Source organism: Burkholderia sp. LS-044 (genome assembly GCF_004803625.1).
GTDB lineage: Bacteria > Pseudomonadota > Gammaproteobacteria > Burkholderiales > Burkholderiaceae > Burkholderia > Burkholderia cepacia.
The window spans coordinates 520,742-540,354 of the sequence record NZ_SSWO01000003.1 but is presented as its reverse complement, the minus strand read 5'-3'; the positions used below and the strand labels follow the sequence as shown (position 1 = coordinate 540,354).

18 protein-coding genes are annotated in these 19,613 nt (G+C 67.4%); 5 read left to right on the top strand and 13 right to left on the bottom strand.

The annotated features are described in order from the left end of the window. Positions 1–7: 7 nt before the first annotated feature. The 5 genes from E9536_RS10935 to E9536_RS10915 form a co-directional block, all read right to left on the bottom strand. On the bottom strand, positions 8–1,081 hold the full coding sequence (locus E9536_RS10935; protein ID WP_136469849.1) for an asparagine synthase-related protein: 1,074 nt from the start codon (positions 1,079–1,081) through the stop codon (positions 8–10). Next, the gene (locus E9536_RS10930; protein ID WP_136469848.1) at positions 1,078–1,959 is read right to left on the bottom strand and encodes a 4Fe-4S cluster-binding domain-containing protein; all 882 of its coding nucleotides are present in this window, start codon (positions 1,957–1,959) and stop codon (positions 1,078–1,080) included. The genes E9536_RS10935 and E9536_RS10930 overlap by 4 nt, the downstream gene beginning before the upstream one ends. 1 nt (position 1,960) lies before the next feature. After that, positions 1,961–2,953 (bottom strand): phosphotransferase, encoded by a 993-nt coding sequence (locus E9536_RS10925; protein WP_136469847.1) that lies wholly within the window; start codon positions 2,951–2,953, stop codon positions 1,961–1,963. After that, complete coding sequence (locus tag E9536_RS10920; protein ID WP_027787282.1) at positions 2,954–3,703, bottom strand: FkbM family methyltransferase; 750 nt, start codon at positions 3,701–3,703, stop codon at positions 2,954–2,956. Positions 3,704–3,958: 255 nt separating this feature from the next. Continuing rightward, positions 3,959–5,551 (bottom strand): ABC-F family ATPase, encoded by a 1,593-nt coding sequence (locus tag E9536_RS10915; RefSeq protein ID WP_027787281.1) that lies wholly within the window; start codon positions 5,549–5,551, stop codon positions 3,959–3,961. Between the two features lie 169 nt (positions 5,552–5,720). Between E9536_RS10915 and E9536_RS10910 the strand changes: the two genes are divergently transcribed. Continuing rightward, on the top strand, positions 5,721–6,173 hold the full coding sequence (locus E9536_RS10910) for a lipocalin-like domain-containing protein (RefSeq protein ID WP_027787280.1): 453 nt from the start codon (positions 5,721–5,723) through the stop codon (positions 6,171–6,173). A gap of 139 nt (positions 6,174–6,312) precedes the next feature. On the opposite strand, the gene E9536_RS10905 is transcribed toward E9536_RS10910, so the two are convergent. Further along, on the bottom strand, positions 6,313–8,598 hold the full coding sequence (locus E9536_RS10905) for an AsmA family protein (protein WP_136469846.1): 2,286 nt from the start codon (positions 8,596–8,598) through the stop codon (positions 6,313–6,315). Positions 8,599–8,750: 152 nt separating this feature from the next. Here E9536_RS10905 and E9536_RS10900 point away from each other — a divergent pair, with 152 nt between their 5' ends. Continuing rightward, entirely contained in the window at positions 8,751–9,452 is a 702-nt protein-coding gene (locus tag E9536_RS10900; protein ID WP_027787278.1) for an ATP-binding cassette domain-containing protein, read from the top strand. After that, on the top strand, positions 9,449–10,252 hold the full coding sequence (fetB, locus tag E9536_RS10895; RefSeq protein WP_060084951.1) for an iron export ABC transporter permease subunit FetB: 804 nt from the start codon (positions 9,449–9,451) through the stop codon (positions 10,250–10,252). Before E9536_RS10900 ends, fetB begins: the two co-directional genes overlap by 4 nt. Before the next feature lie 42 nt (positions 10,253–10,294). Here the strand turns inward: fetB and E9536_RS10890 are convergent, their stop codons facing one another. From E9536_RS10890 to E9536_RS10880, 3 genes are all read right to left on the bottom strand, one after another. Beyond that, complete coding sequence (locus E9536_RS10890) at positions 10,295–10,768, bottom strand: PliI family lysozyme inhibitor of I-type lysozyme (protein ID WP_124532476.1); 474 nt, start codon at positions 10,766–10,768, stop codon at positions 10,295–10,297. 250 nt (positions 10,769–11,018) lie between these two features. Continuing rightward, positions 11,019–11,570: a DUF6013 family protein gene (locus tag E9536_RS10885; RefSeq protein WP_136469845.1), complete on the bottom strand. Its 552-nt coding sequence runs from the start codon at positions 11,568–11,570 to the stop codon at positions 11,019–11,021. A 159-nt stretch (positions 11,571–11,729) separates the two neighbouring features. Continuing rightward, entirely contained in the window at positions 11,730–12,746 is a 1,017-nt protein-coding gene (locus E9536_RS10880; RefSeq protein WP_136469844.1) for a zinc-binding alcohol dehydrogenase family protein, read from the bottom strand. 121 nt (positions 12,747–12,867) lie between these two features. On the opposite strand from E9536_RS10880, the gene E9536_RS10875 reads away from it, so the two are divergent. Together E9536_RS10875 and serB are read left to right on the top strand one after the other, a co-directional pair. Next, complete coding sequence (locus tag E9536_RS10875; RefSeq protein ID WP_060319226.1) at positions 12,868–13,809, top strand: LysR family transcriptional regulator; 942 nt, start codon at positions 12,868–12,870, stop codon at positions 13,807–13,809. 208 nt (positions 13,810–14,017) lie between these two features. Then, positions 14,018–14,863 (top strand): phosphoserine phosphatase SerB, encoded by an 846-nt coding sequence (gene serB / locus E9536_RS10870; RefSeq protein WP_027787272.1) that lies wholly within the window; start codon positions 14,018–14,020, stop codon positions 14,861–14,863. An 87-nt stretch (positions 14,864–14,950) separates the two neighbouring features. Here serB and E9536_RS10865 read toward each other — a convergent pair whose 3' ends face one another. The 4 genes from E9536_RS10865 to rimO all read right to left on the bottom strand — a co-directional run bounded on the left by E9536_RS10865 (position 14,951) and on the right by rimO (position 19,170). After that, positions 14,951–16,132, bottom strand: a complete 1,182-nt coding sequence (locus E9536_RS10865) for a cystathionine beta-lyase (RefSeq protein WP_136469843.1) — start codon at positions 16,130–16,132, stop codon at positions 14,951–14,953. 113 nt (positions 16,133–16,245) lie between these two features. Beyond that, on the bottom strand, positions 16,246–16,788 hold the full coding sequence (locus E9536_RS10860) for a hypothetical protein (protein ID WP_059675871.1): 543 nt from the start codon (positions 16,786–16,788) through the stop codon (positions 16,246–16,248). Between the two features lie 90 nt (positions 16,789–16,878). Beyond that, complete coding sequence (locus E9536_RS10855) at positions 16,879–17,805, bottom strand: sugar kinase (RefSeq protein WP_119337126.1); 927 nt, start codon at positions 17,803–17,805, stop codon at positions 16,879–16,881. Positions 17,806–17,808: 3 nt separating this feature from the next. Then, the gene (gene rimO, locus E9536_RS10850) at positions 17,809–19,170 is read right to left on the bottom strand and encodes a 30S ribosomal protein S12 methylthiotransferase RimO (protein WP_136469842.1); all 1,362 of its coding nucleotides are present in this window, start codon (positions 19,168–19,170) and stop codon (positions 17,809–17,811) included. Positions 19,171–19,613 lie beyond the last annotated feature (443 nt).

Sequence of the window (19,613 nt, the reverse complement as noted above, 5' to 3'; positions counted from 1 at the left end):
GAGCGGCTCAGGTTGGGCGATGCGCGGCATCGAGAGGGGTGTCGAGGCGGTTGAAATGATCGAGGATCAGCGACAGCGTCGTCCACAGCACGCGTTCGTTGTCCGTTTGCAGCGTGGGCGCGTCCAGACCGAGCGTGTCGGCCAGCGCGCGCGTGCGGTCGCGATCGAGCAGCGTCGCGAGATCCATCGCCGGGGCGAGCCGCCCGCGCTTGGGGCCATGCACGAGTCGGTCCGGCAGGTTCAGGCGCGCACCGAGATCGCGCAGGCATTGCTTGTCCGGATCGGGAGCGATGCTGGTCAGATGCGCGACGACGGCATCGTCGACGAACGGCGGATGCAGGTCGACCGACGCCGCGTCGAACAACGCGTGGCACAGCGGCAGATAGTTGGCCGACTGGTCGCGGCGCAACACCTGGTCCGCGCCGTCGCCGGTGATGGCCACCTCGACGCCGTCCGCGGCCATCGCCTCGGCCAGCAACAGCTTCGCGACCGGATGCAGGTTGAACATCGGCTCCTCGACCGCATGGGTCGTTCTCGGCAGCGCCGCGACGAAATCCGCCTCGTTCACGCGCACGAGCTTCACGTTCGCCTGCATCTGCCCGGCCAGTTCGAGTGCCGCATCGCGTTCGCAATAGTCCGGCATGTCGGTCACGAGGATGTAGGACGTCACGTGCCGCTGCGCGCCGAGTTCGCGCAGCAGCGCGAGCAGCAACGCCGAATCGAGCCCGCCGCTCAACGCCAGCGCAACGCGCTTGCCGCTGTCGAGCGCACGTTGCAGCGACGCGCGCAGCACGGTTTCCAGATCCGCGTGCTGCGACCGCCCGGGTGCCGGCTGAACGGCCAGCCCTTGCGGCGAACGGATCAGCGCATGGCCGGGCGGCACCGCGCGCACGTCGCGCAGCACGGTGCGGCCGACCAGGCGCTCGCCGCTCAGATAGCCCGCGATGGCCGCCGCGTCCGGCTCGCCGGCCGGTTGCGCCGACGCGCGCAGGACGGCCCGGATGCCGGACGCCGCCGTGCCGCTGCGCGGATGGTAGTGAAGCCGGTCGAAGCCGAACAGGTCGCGCGTGCCGACGATCATGGATAACGAGCCTTCAAGGAGTCCACTTCAATGCGTTTGAGGATGCGGTGCGGCGCCACCGGCGCGCTGCCGCCCTGGCAATGCAGGCACGCTTCGAGCGGCGCCTCGCGTTGCAGATAGGCGAGCATCGCGTCGAGCATGCCCGCGTCTTCGCGCAGCGGCAGGCCGTCGGATCGAAAATCCTTCTCGCCCTTGTAGAGCGTGTGGAAATGCGCCGGGCGCGTGCACGTGTAGAACATGCCGTCGCGAATCATATGGCAGCGCTCGCGAATCCAGCAATCGTGATAGAGGCGCTGCGCGGCGTCCCGGTCGGTGCCGGGCTGTACACGGTTCATCGTCGTAAACACGTCCTGCACCTTCCAGTTCAGGCGCACGTCGAAGCGCGCGGCCTGGTGCTCGATGTGCGCGACCAGGTCGGCCGAAAGCGACGGCTTCGGATAGCGCGAGATCGTCAGCGCGTCCACCGCCAGCCAGAACGCGTCCGTCATCTCGCCGAGCTTCAGGCCATTCGTCGTGACGGAGATCACGGGCGCGATACCCGTGGCGCGCACGCGCCCGACGAGCTCGACGAGCGCCGGATGCAGCAGCGGTTCGCCGCCGACCAGCTTGAACACGCGCGGGCGCAGCACCTTCGCCGCACGGCGCAGATCGGCCTCGAGCGATGCCGGGCTCGCGTACCACTCGGGCAGAAGCGGCGACAGCGAGCAGCATTCCGCGCACGTCAGGTTGCAGTGGTCGACGACATGCGCTTCCAGCGAGCGCGTCAGGACGCGCCCGTCCTCGACACGGTAGTCTCGATCCAGCGGCGGCGGAAATACGTGCTGCCGCTCGCCCGGCGGCGACGTCGGATGCGGCATCCGGTTCAGGTTCGAATTCACTTCAGCGTCCTGCTTCGATGCAACGGGAAAAGAAATCGACCAGGCGGTCGCGGGCATCCACCATCGCGGATGCCATCGTCACCGCGCCGCTCAGATGCGACGCGAAACGCGACGGCTCGTCGAGCCAGCCTTGAACAATCCAGAGCTTCAGCGCGTGCTGCAGGCATGCGGCATCGACCGCCCAGGCAATGCGTGCAGGATCCACCGGCCGCACCCGCAGGTATGCGCGCACGAACGCTTCCGCCAGTTGCGGCGCTTCCAGCGGCAAATGATTCAGGCAACGCACCAGTTCGTATTCGCGCGGCGCGCCGATCGTCGCTTCCCAGTCGAGGATCAGCGGCGGCAGCGTGCCCGTGAACAGATAGTTGAACTGGTTGTAGTCGTTGTGGATCGGGTGCTGCGGATCGTCGGCGGGAAACGCGTCGATGCTGCCCGGATAGTAGCGGTCGAGCATGCGCAGCGCGAGATCGACGTAGCGGCGCAAGTTCGCGGCGTTCTCGTTCGAGCGTGCGTGATTCAGCGCATCGAGCAAACTGCGGCGCACCGCATCCGCGTCGATCGCGATCAACCGCGCACGGATCGTGTCGAGCGATGGCAGCTGAAGCCGTTCGAGACTCAGATGCAACGCGGCCAGGCTCGCGCCCAGCGCCTCCCATTCGGCCGGCGAAAACGTGTCGTAGGTTCTGAACTGCCCGGTTTCCCAGCGCGTGAGCATCGCGTGGGCGTTCGCCCCCGTCCACAGCGGTGCGCCGGCTGCCGTGCGTTTCAGCGCCTGCACATGGAAACGTGAATCGCCGTGCGTCTCGAAGTGCGCGAGCACCGCGGCTTCCCTGGCCGCACGCGCCTGATGCCCGGCCGCGTAGAGCTTGACCGCTACGCCGCCGTCATCCGTCGGCAGGTGCCACACGCGTTCGCTGACCTGGCGCGGCGGCCCGCTACGGCCGAGCGCGCAGGCTTTCAGGATCTCGTCGAAGGTCGCGGCGAGCGGGCCCATTCAGATGTGCTCGGCCGGCCCGTGCCGATACGGATGACCGGTCAGGAACGTGTTGTGTCCGACATAGCGCAGCTTGTACATCGCGGGCCGGAACAGCACCGAAGGATCGTTGTTCGCGATGCCGAGCAGCGGATACAGGTCCTGCCGCACGAAGAATGCGTTGTTGCCCATGTCGTCGCAGCAGACGAGTTCATAACCCTTCTGCCTGCCGAGGTGCACGAGCGATTCGAGGCTCGCGCCGTAATAGGTCGAGCCGTCCCATTCGTGATCCGGGTTGAAGCACATGACCCAACGCTCGGGCGGCGTGTAGTACGGGTTGTATTCGATCACGACGATGCGCGGCTTGAACGCCCGCAGGCCGCGCCAGACCCAGTAGTCGTTGCCGTCGATATCGATCGACAGCAGGTCGAAGTCGGTCGGCGTGTTCGCGTCGGCGAGCAGATGATCGACCGTGTCGGGCTGGACGCGGTCGTGATGCAGGCGGATGCGCTCTGCACCCGCGTAGTGCGCGGCCAGCTTGCCGAACCGGTACGCGCTGCCTTCCACCAGCACACCGGCCCAGTCCTGTTCGCGCAGCAACCGGGCGGTGTTGCTGTTGCGCAGGCCGTCGCTGGCGCCGATATCGACACAGAACCGGTTGACCGGCGCGATCCGCTCCATCAGGCGCGACAGGATGCCTTCCTCGGTGCCCTGCGCGTACAGGCTTTGCGCAAGGCCGGACAGGTCGAGCGGGAGAGGATGGTCCGGCATCGGGAGCGGCTCCGGGTCGAAATGGGGAATGATGATTGGCGTTCGGTGGGTAATTTACCCGAAGTCGATTCGCGGGAGGAAACCGGAATGAGAAACGCTGCCGGGCCGCGCGGCAAGCGGAAATGAAAAAGCCCGCATCGACAACGCTGTCGATGCGGGCCCGATTTACTTCCGGCGGTTCGCTCCGCGGGGACGGCTGGAGGTACTGCTTGCCTGTCCAGCCGCGGCACTTGGCCGGAGGAAGCCTCAGGACACTTATTCCTGCCCCTGGCTCGTCAGGAACTCCTCGTAATTCCCGCCGAAGTCGAACAGCGTGCCGTCCGTGCGCACTTCGATGATCCGGTTCGCCAGCCCGCTCACGAATTCGCGGTCGTGCGACACGAAGATCAGCGTGCCTTCGAACTGCTCGAGCGCGATCTGCAGCGACTCGATCGATTCCATGTCCATGTGGTTGGTCGGCTCGTCCATCAGCAGCACGTTGTGGCGGCCGAGCATCAGCTTGCCCCAGATCATGCGGCCCTTCTCGCCGCCCGACAGCACCTTCACCGACTTCTTGATGTCGTCCGACGAGAACAGCAGGCGGCCCAGCGTGCCGCGCACCATCGTTTCGTCGTCGCCGTCCTTGCGGTACTGGTCGATCCAGTCCATCAGCGTGATGTCGTTCGGGAACTCCTCGTACGTGTCCTGCGGCATGTAGCCGACATTCGCGTTCTCGGACCACTTCACCGTGCCGTGCTCGAGCGGGAGCGCGCCGAGCAGCGAACGCAGCAGTGTCGTCTTGCCCGCGCCGTTCTCGCCGATGATCGCGATCCGCTCGCCCGGCTGCACCGACAGGTTGAAGTTCTGGAAGATCGTGCGCTCGTACTTCTTCGTGATGTCTTCCGCGACCACCGCGACGTTGTGCAGCTTCTTCTCGAACTCGAAGCGGATGAACGGGTTCTGACGCGACGACGGCTTGAATTCCTCGATCTTGATCTTGTCGATCTGCTTCGCGCGGCTTGTTGCCTGACGGGCCTTCGACTTGTTCGCCGAGAAGCGGCGCACGAAGTCCTGCAGCTCGGCCACGCGCTCCTTCGCGCGCGCGTTCGCCGCGGCCTGGCGCTCGCGCGCCTGTGCCGATGCGAGCATGTAGTCGTCGTAGTTGCCCGGCCAGACTTTCAGCGTGCCGTAGTCCATGTCGGCCATGTGCGTGCACACCGAGTTCAGGAAGTGACGATCGTGCGAGATGATGATCATCGTCGAGTTGTACTCGTTGAGCGTGTGCTCGAGCCAACGGATCGAGTTGATGTCGAGGTTGTTGGTCGGTTCGTCGAGCAGCAGCACGTCCGGCTTCGAGAACAGCGCCTGCGCGAGCAGCACGCGCAGCTTCCAGCCCGGTGCGACGTCGCTCATCGTGCCGTTGTGGAACTTCTCCTCGATGCCGATGCCGAGCAGCAGCGCGCCCGCGCGCGCCTCGGCGTCGTAGCCGCCGTATTCGGCGAACTTGCCTTCGAGCTCGGCGGCGTGCATGTAGTCGTCGTCGGTGGCTTCCGGGTTCGCGTAGATCGCGTCGCGCTCGGTCATCGCGGCCCACATCTCGGTGTGGCCCATCATCACGACATCGAGCACGCGCACGTCCTCATACGCGAACTGGTCCTGGCGCAACTTGCCCAGGCGCACGTTCGGCTCCAGCGCGACGTTGCCGGCGCTCGGCTCGAGGTCGCCGCCCAGGATCTTCATGAACGTCGACTTGCCGCAGCCGTTCGCGCCGATCAGACCATAGCGGTTGCCCTCGCCGAATTTGACCGAGATGTTCTCGAACAGGGGCTTTGGCCCGAATTGCATCGTGATGTTGGCAGTAGAAAGCACGGCAGGTCCCGTTAAAGGATAAATCGACGGAAAACCGTGTATTTTAGCAGGTGTCGGAGAAACTGCCGACCACGCCGTTCCGGCAGCGCATTCCAGCCCCCTGGACCGCCGCCCGGCGGCCCGCCAACGCGACGGCCCGCGCCCCGCCGCCGCCTGACAGGAATCCCGCATGCTTGCCAGCCAGCTTCGCGAACAACTCGTCGGCGCGTGGCGCCTCGTGTCCTACGAAATCCGCCCGCGCGACGGCAGCGCCGTCACCTATCCGCTCGGCCGCGACGCGCGCGGCTGGATTCTCTATACGCGGGACGGTTACATGTCGGCCCAGCTGATGGCTGCCGGCCGCCCGCCGTACGCGAGCGGCGATCTGCACCGCGGCACCGAGAGCGAGTGCACGGCCGCCGCACGCGGCTACATTGCCTATTCAGGCCCCTTTCATCTCGACGACGACGGCACGCTGACCCACGAAATGGACGTCAGCCTGTTCCCCAACTGGATCGGCAACGTGCAGCAGCGGGTCTTCAGGCTCGACGGCGATCGCCTGCAGCTCGGCACCGTCGGCCCCGTGCGAATCGACGGCCGGGAAGTCGACGCCGTGCTGCTGTGGGCGCGCGCGGGTAGCTGACACGCCACGAACGGTCGACACGGTTCGCCGGGGCGATACATCGATACGGCCAGGCGGCAGGTCGTTGCAAGCCTGCGCCGCGCACGGAACGGTTGCATCGGCCGCACGCGCGTCGCGCTCACCGCGCGACGCACGTCCGTCACTTGCCGGCTTTCGCGGCGGCCTTCTGGGCCGCCGTCGCCTTCACCTGCCCGAACAGCTCCGAGCACGGCACGTCCTTGTTGTTGCTCGGCGCGATCAGCGGGATCAAGGCCGCGAACGGGTTGATCAGGCCGAGGCCGACCATCGCGCCGGCGCGCAGCGCGAGCGCGCCCGCGTCGACGCCGACCTTCGGATCCTTGAACGTGCCCTTCGCATACAGCGGCGAGCGCAGCGAGAAGATCCGGAAACCCTTCGTATGCGGATGGATCTTCAGGTCGAGCGTTTCGTCGCGCAGGCTGATCGGGCCGTCGACGTTGATCAGCGCGTCGTCGGTATCGAGCGCGAATACCTTCGGGTCGAGCATCCCGTTGGTCGCGACGAAGTCGACTGCCGCGCAGTTGATCTTCACGTCATTGTTGCCGAACAGCTTCTCGTACACGACGTTCGCGACGTTCAGCCCTGCCGCCTCCATCAGCAGGCGGCTGATGCGGCCGTCCGTGACGAGCGCCTTCACTTCGCCGGTCGACGTCGCCGCGAGCGCGGCCGGCGAGTTGCCGGTCGCCGACAGCGACGCGTCGCCGTTGATCTCGCCGAGCGCCGACTGCATCACCTTCTGCGTGGGGAACAGCTGCTTGAGCTTCAGGTGCCGCGCGGCCACCGTGAAGCGGCCCTTCAGCGGCGCGCCGCTGCCGTCGAGGTGCGCGGTCGTCGCGAGCGTGCCGCCCGCGACGCCGAACTGCAGCGGTTCGAGCGACAGCACGCCGTCCTGCATCACGATGTGCGTGTACAGGTTCGTGATCGGCAGGTTCGAACTCTTGATCAGCTTGCGGCCTGTGAACTTGACGTCCGCGTCGATCTCGCGCCAACGATCGGTACGGAACGTCTCGACCGGCAGCACGCGGCCCGGCGGCTGGCGTGTCGTGTCGCCGCGCCTGGCCTTGCTTGCGGCCGTATCCGCGCCGATCACCGGCGCGAGGTCCGAGAACTGCAGCAGGTTCGACACGAGCTCGCCCGACAGCTTCGGCCGCGGCTCGCGCTGCTCATACACCAGCGTGCCGCCGAGATCGCTGCCGCCGACGCGGCCGTTGAAGTTCTCGTAGCGGAACGTGCTCGCGCGCCGCTTGAAGTTGCCGATCAGCCGCCCTTCCGTCGCGTAAGGCGGCGTGTCGGGCAGCGTGATGCCGGTGAGCTGGTAAAGGTGCGACATCGACGTGCCCTGCAGCCACAGCCGCAGGTCGATCGCCGCGAGATGCATCGGATCGGTCAGCGTGCCGACGATCGCGAGCCGCGTGTCGCCGGCCTTCACGTCGGCCTGCAGCGGGAACGGCCGCGACGCATCCTGGATCGCCAGCACGCCGCCGAGCTTGCCGGTACCGCTGATCGGCACGTTCTTGTAGCGGCCGTCGACCTTCAGCCCGAACGCATAGGTCGGGCCGGACGGCTTCGCGGGCGCCGCGGCGCCGCTTGCAGGAGAAGCGGAAGCGGCGACCGACGCCGATGAAGCGGACGACGACGAAGCCGATACCGCCGCAGATGCAGCCGAAGCCCCCACCCCCGACACCGCACTCGCGGCCTGCGCGGCGGACGCGCCCGATGCGGCTTCCGCGTTGGCCTTCGCGCTCAGTTGCGCGGCGCCGCGCTTGCCGACACGCTGCGCGGATGCCGCGCGCGACGTCTGCTCCTGCTCCTTCAGCACATCGCCGAGGGGAATCGGCTGCCCGAGCGTATCGATCGCGACGGTCAGGTCGGCCTTCGTGATCGCGTCGCGATACGTGACGGTGCCCTTCGCGAAGCCGAAGCTGTCGAGCCGCACTTTCCACGGCGACGGCTGCGACGATTGCTTGAACTGGAAGGTCCACGTGTTGCGGCCGTCGGCGAGGCGCTCGAGGTCGACGGCCGGATTCACCACGTCGATCGACGGAATGACGATTTCATGCGCGAGCAGCGGCAGGATCGCGAGGTCGAAGTGCGCGGCGTCGAGCGTGACGAACTTGGGCGTCTTCGCCCAGTCGGGGTTGCCGATCTCGAGTTGCGTGGCCGAAAAGCTCGGCCAGGGCACCCAGGCACGCCAGCCGGTTTCGCCGTCTGGGCGGCGCCAGCCGACCTTGAGATCGCCGTTGATCGCGAACGGGCGGCCGAGTGCGGCACTCACCTGTTCATTGACCCACGGCTTCGCGCGGTTCCAGTCGAATGTAAAGAGAAAGACGCCGGCCGCCGCGATGAGCACCGCGACGATACCGACGATCCATGCAGCCGATTTGCCGATGGCTCGGGTAAGCGTCATGGCGGTTCCGTTGTTGTTCTGAAATGTCGCCGCACCATGCCGGGCCGCTTGCGTGGACGAACGGCGCGCGACACCCGCGGCTTTTCAGTCGGTATTATGACGCACGCCATGGTGACGTTTCGGCGCCATTAACGCTTTTTTTCATTTGTGACATGACAGCCCCCACCGGCCTCATCGATGCGCAGCACATCACGCGGCGCGACGCCAGCAGCGGCAAGACCCTGCTCGCCCCGACCGATTTAAGCCTCGCAGCGGGATCGCGAATTGCTGTCACGGGACCGTCCGGGTCGGGCAAGAGCGTGCTGCTGCGCGCGCTCGCGCTACTCGATCCGCTCGACGGCGGCCACATCCTGTGGCGCGGCAAACGGATCCGGCGCAGCGCGATCCCGCGTTACCGACGCAGCGTCGCCTATGTACGCCAGCGCCCCGCGCAAATGGACGGCACCGTCGAATCGCAGTTGCGCTATCCGTATTCGCTCGCGATCTATCGCGACGTCGCGTTCGATCGCGCGCGCGCCGAAGCGCTCGCCGCGCAGGCCGGCCGCGGCCCCGACTTTCTCGACAAGCGCGCGAGCGACCTGTCGGGCGGCGAAGCCCAGATCGCCGCGCTGCTGCGCGTGCTGCAGCTCGATCCCGACGTGCTGCTGCTCGACGAGCCGACCTCCGCGCTCGACCCCGAATCGGCGCGCGCGATCGAGTCGCTCGTCGGCGCATGGTTCGACGCGGCGCCCGACGCCCGCGCGTACATGTGGATTTCTCACGATCCGGCCCAGGCCGCACGGATCGGCACGATGCGGCTCGTGATGCAGGCCGGCGTGATACACGTTGCCAACCCGACGGAGGCAACCCAATGAGCCCCGCACTGCAGGACCTGAGCCTCGTCGACGTCGGCATCGCCGCCGCGCTCGTCGCGGTCAACGGCGCGATCTCGATGGCACTGTCGCTCGGCCTCGGCCGCAAGCTCGCGCTCGCGGCCGTGCGCACCGTCGTGCAATTGCTCGCGATCGGCTATGTGCTCGGCTGGGTATTCGGTCATCCTCACTGGTACATCGTGCTGCCGCTCACCGCGCTGATGACCTTGATCGCAGGGTTCGCCGGCGCGGGGCGCGGCAAGCGCACCTACCGCGGCCAGCGCATCGACAGCATCGCGTCGATCTGGTTCAGCAGCTGGTTCGTCGCGGCGGTCGGCCTGTTCGTCGTGATCCGCATCCATCCGTGGTACGCACCGCAATACGCGATTCCGATCCTCGGGATGATTCTCGGCAATACGCTCACGGGCGTGTCGCTCGGCGTCGAGCGGATGATGGAGGAGCTCACGGCGCGCCGCGACCGCGTCGAAACCGCACTCGCGCTCGGCGCGACGCGCTGGGAAGCCGCGCAGGACGCCGCGCGCCAGGCCGTGCGCGCAGGCATGCTGCCGACGCTGAACCAGATGGCCGTCGTCGGCGTCGTGAGCCTGCCGGGAATGATGACGGGCCAGGTGCTGGCCGGCCAGTCGCCGCTGCAGGCCGTGCGCTACCAGATCGTGATCATGTTCCTGATCGCCGCGGCTTCCGCGCTCGGCACCGTCGGCGCGGTGCTGATGACCTATCGCCGGCTGTTCTCGGCCGATCACCGCTTTCTCGCATCGCGGCTCGAGGAACGCACGCACTGACACGCGGAAGTCGCCGCGCGATGCGTTCGCGCGGTTCGCCGGTCAGCGCGCGCCGCGACGCTTGCCGATCGCCTGCCGCAATGCGGCCACGATGTCCGCGTCCGCTGCGAGCCCGTCGACCGACGCAACGAGCCGCACCGCGCGCGGCGCCGTCACATAGGCTTGCGCGCCGACATAGCCGCCGCTGCCGGCCGAGCGTGTCGTCACGACGAGCGCCTGCGGCGCCCGCGCGCCGAGGTCGGCCGTGAACGCATCGGTGACCGTACCGTCACGCGCATGCAGCGCGCCCGTCACGTAGTCGTCGGTATCGAAGCCGGCGGCGGCATGCGCGGTCGAATACACCCGCACCGCGTAGCTGCCGGTCGAGCACGGTTCGAGCGCGCCGCTCGACACGACGGCCACCTGCTGCCGGGACGGCAGCCCGACCTTTTTCACGAAGCCGCAATCGTCGGCCGCGTGCGCGTGCATGGCGGCGAACGCAATGGCGCACAGCAATGCGCGGATTCGGCATTTCATCGGGATGTCGTTACGGGAAGTGGATGATGCGGGCGAGCATAGCGTGACATTCGCATGACGTCACGCTGGTCGACACGCGACGCCGCCGCACGCCGTGCTGCTGCCATACCGTTGCAGCAGCACGGTACCGCGAGCAGGTCGCGGGAAAGCACCGTGACGGCGACACGAAACGCTCACACGCCGCCGGGCCGGCCCGCGCGCCGAATCCGTTGCGCGCGCACCGGTTCCGGAAGCGGCCCGCGCGCGCCGTTCAGCGCTTGATCGACACCGTCACCTTCGTGCCGTCGCTCATCGTGACGGACTTCGAACCGCCGTTGGTCGGGATCGACACCCACTTCACCTGGCTCACCGACGCGACGTCCGGGCATTGCAGCGACTTGCCGCCGACCGTCACGTTGCGCGTGCCCTTCGGCGCGGCCGCCTGGAAGCTCATCTGCACGTTGGCGACGCCCTTCGCGTCGATCGACGGCGCGAGCCGCACCTGGGTCTGGCGGACCATCGCGCCGTTCGCGTCGCGCGGCAGGCTGTCGGCGTTCGGGCAACCGTCCGGCATCGCGACCGCACCGCTCGGCGGCACCGACTTCCAGTTGAAGTCGTCCGTCTCGCCCGAGCGGATCTTGCGGGTCTCCTGCGTGTTGCCGAAGGTCTTCGAGTCGACCTTGACGGTGTATTCGAGCCGTCCGGTGCCGCCGCCCTTCAGGCTGCCCTTGACCGGCGGCGCCGCGAATACGCTCGCGCTGACGCACGCCGCCGCGAACACGACCGACCACGATGCGGCGACTGACAAGCTGCGTTGGCTCATGCTGACCTCCTTGGTATGCGGCGGCACGCGCGTGCCGCGCGGTTTTCGATGCATGATGCGCTGCCAGTCTACCGCCAAGCGGCATGCCGTGCGCCGCAAACGCATCGGGTGTTACCCCGCTTGCGTTCGCGGCGCCGCAACCTTACGCGCGATGCCGGCTCAGAAGCCGCTCAGCACGAGCTTGCCGATCGCGCGCCCGGCCTCGAGCAGCTGGTGCGCACGCCGCACGTTCGCGGCATTGATCGTGCCGAGCTGTTCGCCGAGCGTGGTGCGCAGCGTGCCGCCGTCGACGAGCCGCGCGACTTCGCCGAGGATCCGGTGCTGCTCGATCATGTCCGGCGTCTCGAACATCGCACGCGTGAACATGAACTCCCAGTGAAACGCCGCACTTTTCGCCTTCAGCAGTTCGACCGGCACCGGCTTGTCGTTCTCGACGATCGTGCAAATGCCGCCCTGCGGCCGGATTACCTCCGCAGCGGCGGGGAAATGACGATCCGTATCGTTGAAAATCAGCACGTAGTCGACGCTCGGATGCCCGGCCTCGCGCAACTGCGCAGGCAAGTCGCCGAAATGGTCGACCACCGCATCGGCACCCAGCGCACGCACCCATTCGGCCGACGCCGGCCGCGACGCGGTCGCGATCACGTGCAGCTTGCCGAGCGCCTTCGCGAGCTGGATCGCGATCGAGCCCACGCCACCCGCGCCGCCGATGATCAGCACCGATTTGCCGGCGTCCGCCCCCTGCGGCGACACGCGCAGCCGGTCGAACAGCGCCTCCCACGCGGTCAGTGCGGTGAGCGGCAGCGCGGCCGCCGCGGCGAAATCGAGCGTACGCGGCTTCAGCGCGGCGATCCGCTCGTCGACCGTATGGAATTCGCTGTTCGCGCCGGGCCGCGTGATGCTGCCCGCATAGAACACTTCGTCGCCGGGCCGGAACAACGTGACGTCGGCACCGACCGCGACCACCGTGCCGGCCGCATCCCAGCCGAGCACGCGCGGCGTGTCCTCGACCTGCGGCTTCGGCGCCCGCACCTTGGTGTCCACCGGGTTCACGGAAATCGCCCCGACCTTCACGAGCAGGTCGCGCGGGCCCGGCACGGGCTGCGGCAGCTCCACGTCGAGCAAGGCTTGCGGATCGTCGATCGGCAGATAACGGGTCAGTCCAACGGCCTTCATCACGAAACTCCTTCTGGAAACCTGGGGGCCGCGGCGCAGCCCCATGGACGTCATCGTAGGCAACCCGATCATTCGAGAAAACCGCTATATTTCCTGAAACATTTTCAGGAAATTCAGAATAATGGCCTCCGATCCGATTCCGGCCCCCGACAAGCCGCTCGACCTGCTCGACGTCGCGCTGTTCGTTCGCGCGGCCCTGCTCGCGAACGTCACCGCGGCCGGGCGCGAATTCGGCGTGTCGGCCGCGGTCGCGAGCGCGCGCATCGCGCAACTCGAGCGTCAGCTCGGCGCACGGTTGCTGCACCGCACCACGCGCCGCATCAGCCTCACGCAGGACGGCGAGGTATTCATGGCGCACGCCGACACGCTGCTGTCGGCGGCCGACGCCGCGCGCGCGTCGGTCGGCCACGGCCGCACCGAGCCGTACGGGCGGCTGAAGGTGTCGATGTCGTCGTCGTTCGGCCGGCAGCATGTCGCGCCGGTGATTCCCGCATTCCTGCGCCGCTATCCGTCCGTGTCGCTCGACCTGCGGCTGTCGGACGAGATCGTCGATCTGGTCGACGACGGCTACGACGTCGCGATCCGCCTCGGCGCGCTGAAGGATTCGACGCTCGTCGCGCGCAAGCTTGCCGCCAACCGCCGCGTGCTGTGCTGCTCGCCCGCGTATCTCGCCGGGCACGGCACGCCGCGCCATCCGGCCGACCTGACGCAGCACGAATGCGTGATCCTCGGCGACCAGCGCGACTGGTCGTTCGCCACGCCGCAAGGCCCGCTGACCGTGCGGGTCGGCGGCCGGCTCGTCGCGAGCAATGGCGAAGCCATCCGCGAAGCGCTCGTCGACGGCTTCGGGATCGCGATCAAGTCGACCTGGGACGTCGGCCCGCTGCTCGCGAGCGGCACGCTCGTCACGATACTCGACGACTATCCGTTCGCCGACGACGTCGCGATCTGGGCCGTCTACCCGAGCCGCACACACGTGCCGCTGAAGACGCTCGCGTTCATCGCGTTCCTGGCCGAGCATTTCGGCGATCCACCCTACTGGGATCGCGCGGACGGGCGATAGGCGCCTTCATTCGGCTCGCGCCGCGGGCGTACCGGTTCGAGTCGGGCCTCGGGATTCGGGATTCGTCCCTGCCGCGACCGCCCGGCCCGGCCAACCGGCTACAATGGCGCGTTCGCGACGCAATGGCCCGCAGTCGAACGGGGCCGCGCACGCAGACGGCCGCCCATTGGCCGCGCACGCTTTTCATCCGTCTCCCAACCATCCCGTCATGACCCACAACCTCGTCATCCAGAGCCTTGCGCCGCTGTCGGACGCCCATCACAAACCGCTGCTCGCGCTGTCGCGCGGCACCCGCATCGTGCAGACCGACGATCATGCGCTGCGCATCGAAGACGCGAGCCCGGCACAGCGCATCGACATCGACGCGTACTGCGGCACGCACGCGCTCGACTTCGCGTTCGTCGAGGCCGGCCGCACGCTCGCCGATTTCGGGCTCGCCGTGATGGACATGGATTCGACGCTGATCACGATCGAATGCATCGACGAGATCGCCGATTTCTGCGGGTTGAAAACGCAGGTCGCCGAGATCACCGAAGCGTCGATGCGCGGCGAGATCCGCGACTTCAACGAAAGCCTCACGCGCCGCGTCGCGCTGCTGGCCGGGCTCGACGCGCACGCGCTCGAACGCGTGTACGAGGAACGGCTGCAATTGACGCCGGGCGCCGAGACGATGCTCGCCGGCGTGAAGGCCGCCGGCATGAAGACGCTGCTCGTATCGGGCGGCTTCACGTTCTTCACCGAGCGGCTGAAGGCGCGCCTCGGCCTCGACTACGCGCATGCGAACACGCTCGAGATCGTCGACGGCAAGCTGACCGGCAAGGTGCTCGGCGAGATCGTCAACGCCGACGTGAAGGCGCGCCTGCTGCGCGAGACGTGCGCGTCGCTCGGCCTCGAGCCGAGCCGCGCGATCGCGATGGGCGACGGGTCGAACGACCTGAAGATGATGGCCGAAGCCGGGCTGTCGGTCGCGTACCACGCGAAACCCGTCGTGCGCGACGCGGCGACGGTCGCGTTCGATCACGTCGGCCTCGACGGGCTGCTGCGGCTGTTCTGATCCTGCCGCACGTCAAATGAAAAACGCCGGCGCGATGTTGCATCGCGCCGGCGTTTTGTCGTGCCGGGGAACCTGACCGGCCGGCGATCAGCCGAGTGCGGCCTGCATCGCGCGTTCGATGTCCGCGCGCAGGTCGGCTTCGTCTTCCAGGCCGACATAGAAACGCACCAGCGTGCCGCGATGCGGCCAGTCCGGCCGCATCGACGCGACGTCGTAAGGCATCGCAAGGCTGCATGCACCGCCCCAGCTCCAGCCGATCGCGAACAGTTCGAGGGACTCGACGAAGCGGTCGACCTGCTCCGCGCTGTAGCGTTCGTCGAACACCACCGAGAACAGCCCGCCCGCGCCGGTGAAATCGCGCATGAACGACGCATACCCCGGGCAATCGGCCATCTGCGGATGCAATACCGACGCAATCTCCGGCCGCGCCTTCAGCCATTGCGCCAGCGCGAGCGCGCTCTTGCCGTGCGCGTCGAAGCGCACCTGCATGCTCGGCAGGCTGCGCAGCACGAGCGAGCAATCGTCGACCGACACGCCGATCCCGCAGCGCATCCGCGCGAGCTTCAGCTTCGCCTGCAGGTCGGCGCTCGCGGTGATCGTCGCGCCCATCAGCACGTCGCTGCCGCCCGACTGGTACTTGGTCAGCGCCTGCACCGAGATGTCGACGCCGTGCTCGAACGGCTTGAACGCGAGCCCGGCCGAAAAGGTATTGTCGATCGCGGTGACGATGCCGCGCGCCTTCGCGGCCGCCGTGATCGCCTGCACGTCGGGCACTTCCATCGTCACCGAGCCGGGCGCCTCGATCCAGATCAGCCGCGTGTTCGGCTGGATCAGGTCGGCGATGCCGGCACCGACGAGCGGATCGTAGTAGCGCGCGGTGATGCCGAAATCCTTCGCGAGCCAGTTGCCGAAATCGGCGTTCGGCCCGTACACGTTGTGCGGAATCAGCACGTCGTCGCCGGCTTTCACGATCCCGAAATAGACGTTCATGATCGCCGCGAGGCCCGACGGCTGCAGCAGCGCATGCGTGCCGCCCTCGATCTCGGCAAGCCGCTGCGCGAGCGCGAGCGACGTCGGCGTCGAATGCAGCCCGTAGCGCCACTGGTTGTCGTTGTGCCAGACGAGCGCACGCATCGTCGCGAGATCGGGGAACACGACCGTCGACGCGCGCGCGACCGGCGGCACGAACGAACGGAAGCCTTCCGGGATCACGTCGTCGGGTTGAACGATGCGGGTTTGCAGCGCGCGCTTGGGAGTGGATGCAGTCATGACAGGAAGCCGGGCACGAGGCCGTTCGGTTGCGGAATAAGTCGCCAGATTAGCCAAAATCGGCACGATTGGCCCGGTACAATGCGCGCCGCGCGCGCCGAGCCAGCGCGGGTTCAGTTGTCGGTGCGCAGGTTGACGACGCCGCCCACCGTCTCGATTTCCTGCACGCGGCCGTCGCGCACCTGCAGCGCCGCGCGCTTGCCCGGCGCGAGACGCAGCACGACGGGTTGCGGATCCGACTCGTCCGAGTTCATCCGGTCGGCCTTCAGGGTGCCCGTCGCGTCGAAGCGGCCGATCCACACGCCCGTGATGTTCGTGCCGTCGTTCGATTCCTCGATTTCAAGCGTGTCGCCGTCGCGATCGCCCGCGAGCAGTACGACCTCACCCGTATCGGCGAACTGGTATTCGCCGTGCACGCCTTCCTCGTCCGTCTTCGGGCCGAGATGCACGACGATCGGGCGGTCGCCGAGCGTGCCTTCGTAGCGCGGCAGGCGGGCAAACTCCGGATTCGGCTTCAGCGGCCGCGCCGGTGCCGGTTCGTCCTGCTGCACGCCCGGCGCGACAGCCTGCGCCGCGACCACGCCCGGCATCGCCATGCCCGCCGCCAGCGCGCCCGCGACGACGAGCGCCCGTTGCCATTGCGAATATCGACCCACCTTGTGTTGCTCCTTGCTTCAGATTCGCTCGTAAATTGCGGCGATGCGCTGGCCGTCATACGAAGCCGCGGCCGGCGCGCGTATTGCGCATCAGCCTTGCATCAGGCGCTCCACCGCCTCGCGCTGCGGAATCGGCGCGACCGCGCCGTAGCCCGTCGTCGACAATGCCGCCGCGGCGTTCGCATAACGCGCCGCCGCGAACGGATCGTCGCCCGCGACGATCCGTGCGACGAAGGCACCGCCGAAGCAGTCGCCCGCGCCCGTCGCGTCGACGGCTTCGACCGCGAAGCCCGGCACGACGCGCCGCTCGTTCGGCGTCGCCACGTAGGCACCTTCCTTGCCGAGCTTCAGCGCAACGACCTGCGGCCCGTGTTCGAGCATCGCGTCGACGATCGCGTCGCGATCGTTCGCGCCCGTGATTGCCGTCACGTCGTCCCAGCTGGGCAGGCAGATATCCGTCTGGCGCAGCGCCTCGCGCATCACCGCGCGGGCGCGCGGCAGCGGCCACAGCTTCAGGCGCAGGTTCGTGTCGAAGCTGACCTTCGCACCGTTGCGGCGCGCGTGGTCGATCGCCGCGAACGCGGCGTCGCACGCGGCTGTGCTGATCGCGAGGCTGATGCCAGACAGGTGCACGGCCTTCGCGGCGGCCAGTGCGTCGAGCGGCAGGTCGCCCGCCGCATAGCGGCTCGCCGCCGAGCCCGCGCGCAGATAGTCGAACTGGTGGCCGTCGGCGCCGTGCGTGACGAAATACACGCCGGTCGGCGCCGTGCGATCGATCCGCACGTACGTCGTGTCGACGCATTCCGCGCGCCACATGTCGGCCAGCAGCCGGCCGAACGGATCGTCGCCGATCGCCGACACGAAGCCCGTCGACGCGCCCTGGCGCGCCGCCGCGATGCAGAAGTTCGACGTGTCGCCGCCGAAGCCCTGCAGGAATTCAGGCCGGCCCGGCTGCGACTGGTTGAATTCGATCATCGCTTCGCCGAGCGCGAGGATCTCCGGGAATACGGCGGCCACCGCTTACACCTCGCCCCACAGATCGTGGCCGTCGGCGCCCGTGATCTTCACGGACACGAAATCGCCGACCTTGTAGCGCTTCGAGGCCTTCGCCGCCGGCTCGACATAGACGACGCCGTCGATCTCCGGCGCATCGGCCGCCGTGCGGCCGATCCCGCCTTCCTCGCTGACTTCGTCGATCAGCACCTTGAGGGTCTTGCCGACCTTGCGCTGAATGCGGTTCGCCGACACTTCCTCGGCGACTTCCATGAAGCGTGCGCGACGCTCCTCGCGAACCTCATCCGGCAGCGCACCGTCGAGTTCGTTTGCCGTCGCGCCTTCGACCGGCGAATACGCGAAGCAGCCGACGCGATCGAGTTCCGCCTTGCGGATGAAGTCGAGCAGCGTTTCGAACTGCTCTTCCGTCTCGCCGGGGAAGCCCGCGATGAACGTGCTGCGGATCGTCAGATCCGGGCAGATCTCGCGCCACTTCTGCACGCGCTCGAGCACCTTCTCGGCGTTCGCCGGACGCTTCATGCGCTTCAGCACTTCCGGATGCGCGTGCTGGAACGGCACGTCGAGATACGGCAGCACGTGGCCCTTGAACGGACCTTCGGCCATCAGCGGAATCACTTCGTCGACGCTCGGGTACGGGTACACGTAGTGCAGGCGCACCCATGCGCCGTACTGTGCCGCGAGTTCGCCGAGCGCGGCGACCAGGTCGGTCATGCGCGTCTTGATCGGCTTGCCGTTCCAGAAGCCCGTGCGGTATTTCACGTCGACGCCGTACGCGCTCGTGTCCTGCGAGATCACGAGCAGCTCCTTCACGCCCGACTTGAAGAGGTTCTCGGCTTCCAGCATCACTTCGGCGACCGGGCGCGACACGAGGTCGCCGCGCATCGACGGGATGATGCAGAACGTGCAGCGGTGGTTGCAGCCTTCGGAGATCTTCAGGTACGCGTAGTGGCGCGGCGTGAGCTTGATGCCGGCCGCCGGCACGAGGTCGGTGAACGGGTCGTGCGGCTTCGGCAGGTGCGAATGCACGGCCTGCATCACTTCGCCCACCGCGTGCGGGCCGGTGACGGCGAGCACCTTCGGATGGACTTCCTCGATCAGGTTCGAGCCGCTGGCGCTCGACTTCGCGCCGAGACAGCCGGTGACGATCACCTTGCCGTTCTCGGTCAGCGCTTCGCCGATCGCGTCGAGGCTTTCCTGCACGGCTTCGTCGATGAAGCCGCAGGTGTTCACGACGACGAGGTCGGCGCCGTCGTAGGTGCCGGAGATTTCATAACCTTCGGCACGCAGTTGCGTGATGATCTGTTCGGAATCGACGAGGGCTTTCGGGCAACCAAGCGAAACGAACCCTACTTTGGGGGATTGGGACATCTGGAATGTGGGGGCGTGGCAGCAAAAGCGTGAGTTTACAGCGATTTATGGGTCAGCAGCCTAAAAGGAGCGGCTGGAGACGGCGCAGGCTTTCAACTCGGATACGCCATGCGGCGGCCGGCCGTGCGCAAGATCGAGCTTGATGCGACCCTTTCACTACGTGACAAAGGGTCTTCCGCTTACCATCGGCGATGTCTGGAAGGGGCACTCGACGTGTTCGTGCAGGCGGATCGGGAATGGTCAGGTGCAGGACGGCCTGCGCTGATTGTCGGGGGGCCTGAGCCGCCAGAGTCGAGCCGACACTTGTTTCGTCGCTGGCGCAGCAACCCACGTCGATCGCGAATACCGGGATAACGCTCAACGCGGCCGGCGACAGCCTCGCGGCGAAAGAACGCAACACCGTTCTGCCGGTGTGCGCTCCGTACATCAGGCATCAGCGTGCA